This is a genomic window from Phaeodactylibacter luteus (genome assembly GCF_007993045.1).
Lineage (GTDB): Bacteria > Bacteroidota > Bacteroidia > Chitinophagales > Saprospiraceae > Phaeodactylibacter > Phaeodactylibacter luteus.
This window is the reverse complement of the sequence record NZ_VOOR01000017.1, coordinates 46218-58359: the sequence shown is the minus strand read 5'-3', so window position 1 is coordinate 58359 and position 12142 is coordinate 46218. Positions and strand designations below refer to the sequence as shown.

General features: G+C 53.2%; 9 protein-coding genes. 1 reads left to right on the top strand and 8 read right to left on the bottom strand.

Annotation, left to right across the window (positions count from 1 at the left end):
• Nucleotides 1-8 precede the first annotated feature (8 nt).
• On the bottom strand, nucleotides 9-779 hold the full coding sequence (locus tag FRY97_RS09875; RefSeq protein WP_147167344.1) for a segregation and condensation protein A: 771 nt from the start codon (nucleotides 777-779) through the stop codon (nucleotides 9-11).
• A gap of 108 nt (nucleotides 780-887) precedes the next feature.
• Between FRY97_RS09875 and FRY97_RS09870 the strand changes: the two genes are divergently transcribed.
• Complete coding sequence (locus FRY97_RS09870) at nucleotides 888-1598, top strand: SAM-dependent methyltransferase (RefSeq protein ID WP_147167342.1); 711 nt, start codon at nucleotides 888-890, stop codon at nucleotides 1596-1598.
• Between the two features lie 1072 nt (nucleotides 1599-2670).
• Here the strand turns inward: FRY97_RS09870 and FRY97_RS09865 are convergent.
• The 7 genes from FRY97_RS09865 to FRY97_RS09830 all read right to left on the bottom strand — a co-directional run bounded on the left by FRY97_RS09865 (nucleotide 2671) and on the right by FRY97_RS09830 (nucleotide 11942).
• Nucleotides 2671-4512, bottom strand: coding sequence for a DUF4139 domain-containing protein (locus tag FRY97_RS09865; RefSeq protein ID WP_170254574.1), 1842 nt, complete (start codon nucleotides 4510-4512; stop codon nucleotides 2671-2673).
• Between the two features lie 118 nt (nucleotides 4513-4630).
• Nucleotides 4631-5686, bottom strand: coding sequence for a proline iminopeptidase-family hydrolase (locus tag FRY97_RS09860; protein WP_147167339.1), 1056 nt, complete (start codon nucleotides 5684-5686; stop codon nucleotides 4631-4633).
• A gap of 798 nt (nucleotides 5687-6484) precedes the next feature.
• Nucleotides 6485-7558 (bottom strand): sterol desaturase family protein, encoded by a 1074-nt coding sequence (locus FRY97_RS09850; RefSeq protein ID WP_147167338.1) that lies wholly within the window; start codon nucleotides 7556-7558, stop codon nucleotides 6485-6487.
• 69 nt (nucleotides 7559-7627) lie between these two features.
• Entirely contained in the window at nucleotides 7628-8161 is a 534-nt protein-coding gene (locus tag FRY97_RS09845) for a hypothetical protein (protein WP_246141657.1), read from the bottom strand.
• A gap of 3 nt (nucleotides 8162-8164) precedes the next feature.
• The gene (locus tag FRY97_RS09840) at nucleotides 8165-9496 is read right to left on the bottom strand and encodes a sulfite oxidase (protein WP_147167391.1); all 1332 of its coding nucleotides are present in this window, start codon (nucleotides 9494-9496) and stop codon (nucleotides 8165-8167) included.
• A gap of 31 nt (nucleotides 9497-9527) precedes the next feature.
• Complete coding sequence (locus FRY97_RS09835; RefSeq protein WP_147167336.1) at nucleotides 9528-10631, bottom strand: sulfurtransferase; 1104 nt, start codon at nucleotides 10629-10631, stop codon at nucleotides 9528-9530.
• A gap of 15 nt (nucleotides 10632-10646) precedes the next feature.
• Complete coding sequence (locus FRY97_RS09830) at nucleotides 10647-11942, bottom strand: porin family protein (RefSeq protein WP_147167335.1); 1296 nt, start codon at nucleotides 11940-11942, stop codon at nucleotides 10647-10649.
• Nucleotides 11943-12142 lie beyond the last annotated feature (200 nt).

Genomic DNA, 12142 nt, shown 5'->3' with positions numbered 1-12142 from the left:
GCCCCATCTCACTCCTCTTCCTCCACTGTATCGCCGGCGCGGTAAGGCTCCACCCAAAAATTATTGTACCCCAGCCCCACTGTAATGCGGATTTGCTGAAGGTTGAGCAGCTCTAGCATAGCCAAGAAAGTCACAATGGCATGTATGCGGTTGCGGCAAGCGCTGAATACCTCCGTGAAGGTGGCACGCTGCCCTTTGCTGATCTGTTTCAGGATATGCTGCTGTTGCTCCTCTATCGTATAACTGAACTGCACAATCTGGTGGACAGCCTTGGGGTGGGCATACTCAAAGCGCTCGACGACCCGCTCGAAAGCCCGCAACAACTTGAACAAGGTGACGGATTCTAATTCTGCATCTACAAGCGCTTTGGTCGCAATGCCCTGCAGCTCACGCACTACATTGCCCCGGTAGCGCTGTTGCCCTCTGCGCTCTTCGAGCCTGCGCATTTCTTCGAGCACGCTTTTGTAACGCTTGTACTCCATAAGGCGCTGCACGAGCTCTTCCCGTGGGTCAATTTCATTGCCGGCCTCATCCAAAGGCTTGCGGGGCAGGAGCATTTTTGCTTTGATGCGGCAAAGCGTAGCCGCTACCAAGATGAACTCGCTTGCTAAGTCAATATTCATTTCCTCCATTTGCCGGATGTAGGCGAGGAAATCATCCGTAATCGTAGCGATCGGGATATCATTGATGTCGAGCTCGTCCCGCTCTATGAAAAACAAGAGGAGGTCGAAAGGGCCTTCGAACTGGGGCAATTTTATCGTAAACGAAGATTCGCTCATCGGTCCGGTCAAATTTTGGCAGTACAGCGACGAGTGACATTCATTTCTCAGGCTGCTGCATTATGGCTACATTTGGAGCTCCACAAAAGTAACAACTTTACTGCTGCTATGGCGAACAAAGGAAAGCTTTACCTCATCCCTACCCCGCTCGGGGAAGGGGCTGTCGAAACCCTGCCGCAACAGGTCATCGAAATCTTGCACAGCCTGGATGTTTTCATCGCAGAGCGGGCTAAGACGGCACGCCGGTTTATCAAAGCGACCAGCCCTGTAAAACCTTTCAGCGAGCTGACTTTCTACGAAATCACTAAACATACCCCGGCAGCAGAGCGGCAGCAGTTCTTGGCTGATGCCGATATGGGCAGGAACATTGGCTTGCTTTCCGAAGCTGGCTGCCCCGGCGTAGCAGACCCCGGCGCCATTGTGGTACAAACTGCACATCAACGAGGGATAGAGGTCGTACCTCTTGTTGGGCCCTCCTCCATCATCCTCGGGCTGATGGCCTCAGGCTTGAATGGACAGCACTTCTGCTTCCATGGCTATCTGCCCCCCAAGAAGCCTGAACTGCAGAAAGAGCTGAAGTTTTTGGAACAACGGGTTTTCAAACACAGGCAGACACAGATTTTTATCGAAACGCCTTACCGGAACACCGGGCTTATCGAAGCTGCTCTGCAGGCCCTTTCCCCTGATATGCTTTTCTGCATCGCAGCTGACCTGACCCTGCCCTCTGAATATGTACGCACCCTTACTATTGCCCAATGGCGGAAAACGCCCCTGCCTGACCTTCATAAACGCCCAGCTATTTTCCTGATTGGCAAGTAAAAGCTTCTGTACTTCGGCAAAACCAACCCAAACCTTTGCTACACAAGGACTACAAAACCCCACAAACAACTATAAATCAAAAGATTAAGTTATTTTCCATTTTTGCCGTTTTATTGGCTTATCTGCATCAGGCAACTTAACTTTACAATTGCAATACAACAGGTATCACCTTGCCTGCACCACTCCCCCCCCATCTGTTAGACGAGGTGACACACGAAAAGGTGGTTTTCCATCTATGATCGAGCGAGGTTGCTCTTTTGCCCCCAATTTGGGGGTGATGGCAGCTCATTCTGCTCATTGTATTGTGCCAGAAATCTAATATTCCCTTTCAAAATTGTCACCAACAGCATTGCTCCCTTGACGAGCAATGTCCTAGTCTGGCCGCATCAGGAATAATCAGTTGTAGAAGCCTGCCCCAAGCTTCTAGCACACTTGATTTTCCTAAGCCCAGCCAAGCTGGCCATCTTTTGCTTTGAACCCTCTCTACGAAGAGGCTATCATAAGTTCCAATATTTTGTGCATATGTGTGTTCCGCCGGGCAGTTCGGGCTGCCCGGCTTTTTTTTGCTACAAACAAGCCTTCCTACGTAGGGCAAGGCAACAGCTACAAAGCAAAACACCACTAAAAACAGGCCGCAAGAGCGCGCCGCCCATGGCAAAAGGGTCAACAGGAGTACCACAGATTACCACAAAAACTTGGTTAACAGATAATTAAGCAAAACCAACACAAGCTGTATTTCTTTGCAATATAGAAGCGTTGACACTTAACTTTGTAACAGGTAACACAGTATAACCCCAAAAAGCGAGGCGGTGCGCCGCCTTCTACAACTGAGCGTACCCCCAGAGATGTCGCAAGCCTTTAGGACAGACCGGCTATTGGATAGGATCGGCCTAGCGCTGCGAAGGGGTGGCCAGCCCGATAGGGCCGAGCGGATAGCGAGCCCCGGAGCATAGCGGCACCTGCCAGTCGGCAGGGGCAGGCCCCAAAACGACAATCTGGCCTACGCTCTTTCAAGGTATATTTTGTGCATATGTGTGTTCCGCCGGGCAGTTCGGGCTGCCCGGCTTTTTCCTTAATCTACAAGCAGGCGCATTTTCTTGGGGTAGCGCACAGCGTACTTCAGGCTGACCGTTTCCTGAGAACGTGGGGCAAGGGGCAATCGCCAAGTCAGCTGCCCAGTCTGCTCATTATGCACAGCCCCGCTGTGCCCCAATTGCACCACTTTAATCTCATCCTGCTGAGCCAATGGGTATTGATCTTCGATCTCTAGCTCGACACTATAATCATTGGTATTCCGTACCGTGATCTCCCAATGTTTTTCAACCGTTCGGGTGTTTCCAAGAAAAGGGACACTGCTTTTGCTCTCGGCCAACGCTCTTTTGATCAGAATGCCCTCATCCCGGCCCAGAGATACGGTGAGCGTATCACCTGTTTGGCTTAAATCGAGGGGCACTTTGCCTTGGTACCCTCCTTTGAAAAAGAGGTTGGCCTGCCCACTGAGGAGGTTGTACTGCTCCCAGTCTGGCAGCCCGGCAACCAGGTATGCATATTGCGAGCGCTTAGGGACAGCAGCAAGGTGATAAACCGCAGGCACCTCATGCTGCGCGAGCTGAACGTCATAAGGTTTATTGTCAGAAGGGATGGAATACGGCAGCTCGATATCGAAGGTTGTGCTGGTAGAATGCTTCTCTATGGCGACAGGCATGGCCTTAGGCTTGGCAGGTGCCTGCTTCCGGCTTGACTTTGACCTCATCCCCGTTACTACGATTTCATCTAGCAAGGCTGTAGCCCCCTGCATCGTTATGGTCACATTGGAGCCGGAGACTTGAACTTCCTGGCTCTCATAGCCTATATACTGCACTTCCAAGCGAGCAGTGCCTACAGGTACTTCCATTTGAAAACGGCCGTCAATCCCCGTCACAGCACCCTGATTGGTACCGGCAAGGACAATGCTAGCCCCGATCAGCGGCTCGTTGGCCTCTGCATCTAATACCAGGCCGGAAAGCTGCCGCGTAGCCCCGGAAATAGCAGGCTGGGGAGGTGGGGCATAATAATTGTTGAAGGTGAGGCGGTAAGGCGGCAGCTCTGGTTTGGCGTTGCTGATATTGGGGTTGCCCGTAGAAAGCGTAAGGGCTACCTTTTCCCAGTCTTCCCCTGAGCGCTGGTACACGTGTGCACGATAATCCAACATCAGTGGAGCTTCTGTACTGTGTGCCCTAAGGTTGTAAAAAGGCTCCCAACCGGCATCCGGTATGACATAAGACAACTCCAGCCTAGCCTGCATGGGCTTGGGGGCCTGCACCACTGCGATGGCCATTCGTTCCGGCAGCGCCTCCGTTTGTGCGTTCAGCTCCAACAATTGACGGCTGAGCCGGACGAGCGCCAACTTGAACTCCCGCCCCCGCAGCTGCAGCCTTTCTGTCTGGGCTGCGATATCCATAAGACGGCTGCGGTACAGTTCGGCACCCCGCTTCAGCTCTTCCACAGAAAGCCCGTTATTGCCCCCGAGCTCTTGGTTGCGGGCGAGCATTTCTTTTTCCGCTTCATAGACTTGCTGTTGCTGTTTCAGCCACCGGATGCTGTCTTGAAGCGCCAACTGTGCTTGCTTCAGTCCTGCGGCAAGGCTGTCTGCCTCCCCCTCGTTTAGGTAATCGACCTGCTGGGAAAGCGCGATCAAGAGCGCCCCTTCTGGCACCTTAAGCTGTATGCTGTTCTCATCGAGCTGATAGGGCAAAGGGCCGAGCCTTAAGGTTTGTACGCCCTCCTGCAGAGCAGCCTGTGCAGACCTGACCACCTGTGCCCCCTGCCGGTAAACCGCCACTTTAACAATCTCTGAAGGTACAGGCTCAGGCTGTTGGGCCAGGATAAAGAAAGGCAAGGAGAAAAAATAGAGCAATAAACATATTCGTTCCATAATCATTCAGGGGTAAAAAAAGCTGCACGGCCAGGCATGTCCCCAACCGTGCAGCTTATTCGGTACAGGCTACCTTAAACAAGCAGGGGCACCCCTGCCAGGCAGCAAATTAAGCGAATTATCCTCCGGCGTCAACCTTGTTCACGAATCCGATGACGCCTTTGAAGTAATTGTCTGCGTCGTCGTACATGGCCCAATGCGCGCCATTCGGGCAGTAGTGGTACTCCCCTTTGGGCAGCTTGCCAGCCATCATCTCCATGAAGCGAGGGTCCATTGTATCGTACTCCGCCCCAACGCTCAAGGTAGGCACGGTGATTTTCGCCAAATCTTCTGTACGGTCCCACTCTTTTAGCGTAGCATCGCCCACCACACCAAATTCGCTTGGCCCCTGCATCATCAAGTAGATGGAAAAGTTGAGGTTGCCCAAGGAGCGCACCACAGGGTCTGGCCATTCTTCCAAAGGCATCCGGAGGACGTGCTTAGGGTAATAGTGGGCTTCCACCAGCTCGAGATAGCGTGCATCCGTGTATTTGCCGGCAGCTTCCAGCTCCCGGATTTCCGCAAGGGCATCTTCCGGCAGGCCTGGCGCCAGTTGTTCTTCTGCGTACTTCACATATGCGGGTATGGAGGACATCATATTCGAGATGATCAGCCCTTTGAGGTTCTCTTGGTACTTTAGGGCATACTCTATGCCCAGTATCCCGCCCCAGCTGTGCCCCAGGATGTAGAAGTTGTCTTTGTTCAGCCCCAATGCTTTCCGGACCTGCTCTACTTCCTCCACAAACCGGGGGATATTCCACAGGGAAGTATCCTCCGGCTGATCGCTGAAGTGTGAGCCAAGCTGATCGTAATAGTAGTACTCTATGCCTTCTTGTGGGAAGTAACTGTCAAATACCTCGAAATACTCATGGGTTGCGCCGGGGCCGCCGTGCAGCAATAAGACTTTCTTGGTGGGGTTGTTCCCCACCCGCTTAGTCCAGACCTGAAAATCGCCTTTGGGCGTGCTGATGTTGATTCTCCGGGCACCGCCACTGATTTTATCCTCCATCCCATCATAATCCAGGTAAGACTCGCAGGGCGCAACCGTATTGGCTGCTGCCCCCTCGGGCGGAGCTTCGGCTGTACAGTTCCAGAGCAGTAGGGCGAGCCCAAAGAGCCAGATTGTGTTTTTCATTTTGTTGGTTGTTGAACTGTTCACGTCGCTAAACAATAAACAGTTGGTTAAAAAAAGGGAAGCACCCTGTTCGTTTGGCACCTTCCTGGTTTGCAGCTTTGAAATTAGTAAAATCCCCTTTGCTGCAAAATGTTCAACCTCACCCTTTCCTCCTGTTTGCTTTGGCTTCCTGCTTGAAGAAATCTGCCAACCGGTGCTTCCCATAACGGGGCGCCACATTGTCCTGCCCCATCATCGTTAGGAAAAATTCAATAGGCCCGTAGGTTTTGGGAGAAAGGGATAAGCGCATTGCCTTTAGCAACCCCCGCCGCTGTACATCGCCCCAGAAAATAATCCCGGACGTTTTGGCATCACCAGGCTCCTAACCGCTGCAGGTGGGCCTTCACCCGCTGACGGTAAGACTGGCTCACCGGCTCTTGAGCTTGCCGAAAACCGCAGCCCCGCCGCTTTCCATATCATCATTTAGCCAAGTGGAAGGGCAATACCAACCGTTGACGATCCGAAAAAACCGGCTCTTTGACTGAGCTGCTGCACCTGCCACAAGGATAGGGGCCTGCCCCTGCCTGAGGGCAGGTGCCGCTATGCTCCGGGGCTCGCTGTCCGCTCGGCCCCTCGCCCTACAGGCGTCGGGTCTGGCCTTCGGCCACCCCTTCGCAGCGCTAGGCCAATGCCAGCATAAAGCCCAAAAGCTTAAACGCCTGCGACATTTTGGCCTACGCCCATGCTCCACTACGTACGAAAGCCCGGTACCGCTTTAAAGCAGCACCGGGCTTTGCACACAAGGCCCTAAAGCCTCATCTATGATTTCACTGCACCAGGCAGGTCGTTTTCAGAAACGCGCTCAGCCTCATGCTTACGGACGATACCGTGCAGGTTCTGCCCCACAAAATCCTGAGGGAACTCCTCCACTCCAGGAAAGCCCAACCGGATATCTCGGCCGTTGAACGGAATGTATGCTGTCCCAAAGATATAGTCCCAGCAAGCCAGGGTGAGCCCAAAATTGACACCGTAACGGTGCTCTTCCGGCAAATCATAAGAATGGTGCCAAATGTGCATTTCGGGGCTATTGAAAAGCACTTTCATGACGGGCGCCAGTACGAGCGCGCCAACAGCTACGCTACCGCCAACAACCATGAGCTGTGTGCTAAAGGAAGGGTCCTGCAGCAAGCTTACCTCAAAACCGCTGGTAGCAATGACCAACCCGACCAGCAAGCCCAGCACACCTCCAGTCACATAACCCGGCACGGTGATGTTGGAGTGGTTGTAGTGGCCCACTGCCAGAGTGAAAATGTGGATGATGAAGAAGTCGTACAAGCCTACGCCCAAAAGCGCAAGCGGGATGTACTCCAGTGTACGGTAGACCACGTTTTCCATCCAGTGGTAGCGCAGGTGAGCCGCAAAGCCCATTTGCTCTACAGAGTGGTGTACCTTGTGGAATTCCCACAGCGTGTCGCTGCGGTGCAGCAGCCGGTGCACCCACCACTGCACAAAGTCGCGGACAACAAAGCCTACCAGCAGTACCGCCCACATTGGGGCTCCATTGAGAGGGTTGGAGCCCTGCAGGTCAAACCCGCCCGTAATGAACTTGATCCCGTCATTGAACAAGTTGACGACCACATCGGAGGCGGCGTTGTAAATGACCAATGAAAACAAAAAGAAGTTGAAAAACATGTAGAAGAAGTCCAGCCAAAAATCTTTGCGGAACTTCGGCTGCTCCTTGCGCCATGGCGTGACGACCTCCATCAGGAAGAAGAAAGCAGAAACGGCCAACAGCCAGTAAAAGTAATTGTGCCACCCCGGATGGGTGATCTCGTACCACAGGTAGCTAGCGTAGCCTTGGTACCCTTGGACAAAAATATCCCAGTATTTCATAACCATCAGAATTGATATAGTTTACCTAAAACATTAAATCTCATCATCATCAAATAATCGGCGAGCCTGCTATAAATCGAGGATGTACCACTCGATAGCATCCATATCCAAGTTTGCCCGCCGGCTCGATTCCTCCGGCGCGTAGTTGGCTGCCAGATAATCCAGGATTTCAGCTTCCTTATCGCCCAAATCCCATAGCCCCTGCGTTTCCTGCATCCATACGATCATGGTCTTCCAGCCATCGCGGGTAGCTTTGTTCTGTGTTACGAGCTTGGCAGAATGGCAGGCGGTACAGGTAGCCCGGACCGTCTCCCAGCCTTCCGCTGCGATCAGGCCTGTCTCTAGGTGCACGCCCCCTTCCACACGGTCTAGGTCGCTCTCCTTTTCTGCAATCCGGCGCTGAATCTCCTCGATAGGGATAGGCTCCGGCCCTTTGTCGAGCCACCCCATCATGGAGTGGCCAAAAATAGCGTATACAAACAAGCCCACTGCAGCAAAAAAGATGGCAGTAATGGCCTGAATAATCAGGGACATCGTGCCCAGCCAGTTTTTGCGGTAAGCGGCTTTTTGTTTCTCGTTCAGGTGGTCAGGAATGTCTAACATAGCTTAAACGACTTTTACTGCAATTCGGTGGCAAGCGTTGTTCAGATAGCCTTTCGGGTTCCAGCCCGGAAGGATCATAGGCTGAGCCCGGCCCTCGCTGTCGGTAGCACGTGCCCAGACTTCATAGTAGCCCTGCTCCGGCAATTGTACGCTTGCGCTAAAATGCTGCCATGCCGAGCGGTTGCTAGGCTTTTCTAAAGTGGCTGCCTGCCAGGTTGCCCCAAAATCCGTAGACACTTCCATCTTGCTGACTTCCAGGTCGCCAGCCCATGCATGCCCCCTGATAGGCAGCTTCTGCCCTTTTTTGAGGGTCGCCCCTGTTTTGGGGTAAGTAATCAACGACTTGACGGGCATCGCCTCGATGATGCACATGTCCTCGTCTTTGACTTTTTCGCCCGGCGCGACCGGCTTGCAAGGCACCCGGTATGCGGGCGCAGCCATCTTAGCGCCATCGTGCACCCGGTCGCGGACCAAAATCTTGGTCAGCCATTTCCCAGAACAAGAAGCGGGCCAGCCACCAAGCACCAAGCGGAGGGGGTAGCCATTTTGATGAGGGATAGGCTGCCCGTTCATAGACCAAGCGATCAGGCTCTCGTCCATCATAGCTTTATCCATTGGGACACCTCGGGAGATGGGCTTCTTATCCGGGTTGCCGCTCACGTGGCGGTCCATACCCTCATATCCTATATAAACCGCATTGGACTTGATTCCGACATCCTGCAGGACGTCCTTCAGCCGTACGCCTGTCCAGGCAGCACAGCCGACAGCCCCCACTTCCCACTGATTCCCCTTGGCAGGAGGGCTGAACTCCTTCCGGCCGTTTCCGCCGCACTCCAGCACCAGCTCATAAGTGTGGTGTTTGAATTTAGACTTTAAGTCCTGTATGGAATACGTTTTTTTCTGGCTGACGGATTCCCCTTCTATGGTCAATGTCCATGTATTGGCGTCAATTTCATCCATCTCAGGCGGGATGCCATTATTGCGGATGAAGAATTTATCCCCGGGCGTCAGCTTATCGTCCAGCAGATGCGCCGGCGTCTCCACATTGAGCGGCCGGTCGTTGAGGACGATCAGGTCCGGGTGCTTGCCCGGGATTTGAAACGGCTGATCAGAATTAGCCAGCCCGGCAGGGATCATGCCCGCAGGGAAATGACGCGCATGCACCATAGGCGCGCCCAAAGCAGCGCCAATGGCCAGCAGTGCCCCTTTCCTCAGGAAGCCCCGGCGCGTTTCCGGGTCGCTTTCGCGGCCCCAGAGCAGGCGGTCGGCCTCTTCAGGGCCCTTGGCGTACAGCTCGTGTATGCCGACCTTCTTCTTGTTGTCGTTATTTTCCATCATCAGCGTAATATCATCAAACAAATCAAATTTATTCTTCAGCTGCCAGTTTAGCTGCTGCTTCAGCCTGCAAAGCGGCTAAGCGGATTTGGTGCTCCGCTTCGTCTATTTCCCGCTCAACAGGTACGTCTCCTTGATTGACATACCGGTGGCTCCACTCTATCCAAGAGCCGTCATAATTGCGTACATCAGGGTAGCCAAGGAGTTCTGTCAGTACGTAAGTGGTATGAGCTGAGCGCACCCCCGACTGGCAATAAGCGATTATTTTCTTATCTGGCGTGATGCCCGCTTTTTTGAAGTTGTACTTCAAATCCTTAAGCGATTTGAAGCGGTGATCGCCGTCCAAATCTACCGCATCCGACCAGTTGAGGTGTTTGGCCCCAGGGATGCGCCCAAAGGTAAAGGCCCCCTTTTTGTAAGGATAACAAGCCCCTTTGTCTACATAAGGTACGCCCTGATATTCCTCCGGCTCCCGGGTGTCCAAAATAATGACATTGGTATCCTGCAGCGCCGCCACCATATCGTCGAAGCTGGCCAGTTTGGCCGTTTGCTCCGGCTGCTGAAAGGTATACAGCACAGGGGCCGCTTCAGGGGCCGCCTCTGTAGTCAGTTCGTACCCATCTGCCGCCCACGCGGCCTTGCCGCCGTTCATGATGGCTTTTTTGGAGTGGCCGTACAAATCTAGCATCCACATGAAGCGGATAGCATCCACACTGCCTTTGGTACAATAAACAAGGATGAAATCGTCCGGGCTGATGCCGTGGCTCCCAAGCAAAGCAGCCATTTCATCAGCAGAAAGGCGCATGCCGCTATATTCGTACCCCCCTCCTTCGTAATCTGGCCTCCAGAAATTGATGGCGCCAGGAAGGTGGCCTTTCTCGTATTTATCCGCTTTGCTGATTTCAATGACTTTGAAAGGCTCCCCGCTGTCGTAAAGCGCCTTCACTTCGGCCGGCTCCAGGAGATGCGGGCCTTTCACAGAAGCCTTGAGCGACTCGTCAACAGGGGCAGCAGTTGTTTCCGGGCTGGTTTCAGGCTTCTCCGCCCCGGGCGCCTCCGTTTGGCAGGCGGTAAAGAACAGTGCTAGGGATAGCCCTGCCCACGCCCATTTTTTGGTAAGGGTCAAAACGTTCATATCTGAGTTTGGTTTTTAAAAAATAGCGTTGAGCCCCAGGCCCAGCCAATTCCCGCGCCGGATGGCCCCTACGCCGCTTTGGCTGAAATACTGATTGACCGTTGCGCCATCGCCTGCTGCTCCCGGATCGCCATCGCGCCAAGTATAATGCAGGCTGAGTTTCAAGTTTCGTTTGTCGAGGTATAGGTTAAAGCCGAGGTCGTAAGTCGTTTCTGCGCCAGAAAAGGCACGCACAGCGGCAGCATTGGCCTGTTCTTCTGCCGTGGTACCTCCCTGAAAGCGCATAATCATGCCTGTAGGCTCCAGCACAAACCGCTTCAGGTCTATGTTGTAGCCGGCTCGGATGTGGCCCGTTTCCGACAGGTAGTCAAATTCTCCAGCATCCAGCCCTCCAGAGCGGGACATCCAAAGCCATTCGCCATCGAACGTCCATTTCTTCAGGTTGAGCAAGAAGCCTGGGCCGAAAGTCCAAGCCTGCTCAAAGATATCGGTCTGCCCCTGATAGGTAGCGTTGAGGTCGAGCGACAAGCCGGTACGGGAGCCCAGATAATTGCCCTGATAACCGATTTTATAGCTTTTCATTTCTGGCTCGCCCAAGTAAACCGTGGTACGCGCCGCAATCAATGGGGCATAATTGCGCCCTACGGTATTGGCGACATCCCCAGTGTACAATGGGTTGAAAACACCTAAGTTATAATTGAGCCCTACCTTTTCCCCTTGCAAAAGCCCTCCTATGTTGAGCCCGCTCGCCCGGCCGGGCCCAGTGCCCACCAAATGCCGCCGGAGATAGTTCTGGGACATCGATTTTTCAAAGGAGTTCACCGACCAAGCCGAAGTGATGCTCTCCCGCTGTATTTGAGGGCGGAACCACCCTCCTGTGAGCCAGGCTGCTTCGCTGCCCTTGATCAGCTGATACTGAAAGAAGGCATCCCATATGCCCAGATTGGGCTGAGAGGGATTTGCGCCGCCAACGCTAGCACTATAAACATCTCTGCCAGCCAAGTCATAGAAAAACACCAAATTGAACTTTAGCCGGTCGTAGGGCCGGGCTTTCATCAAAAAACGGGCGCGCCGTAAGTTGACGTTCAGCCGGTCATCTACTGCTTCATACTGCCCGAGCTCGCCGTTGTACACCTCTTGGTTTGTCGTGTACAAGGACCAGAGCTGCACCATCATGCCGGTCTCGATCTTGTAGTCCTTCTTTCGTTTTAGCCACTTTTCTTTTAAAGTAGCCGTTTCTGCATCTTGCTGCGCCATCAATAGAAATGGCAACAATAGGAACGGCAGGAGCCCTGTCCGCTTGATTGTCATATCTGAATCCTTTTTATTTGATTTTCTGTATGGTACACGCTAAAGGTAGCGCTTCCCAGCTTCGGCTTGAGTGACTCGGAGCACACAAGCCCAGCTTGGAAATATATGGCTTTCAGATATTGTCATGCAGATAGACACAAAGCTATGAAATTATGTTCATAAGTTTTATAAAGAATCTCGGCCATACCAGAATTAAATAT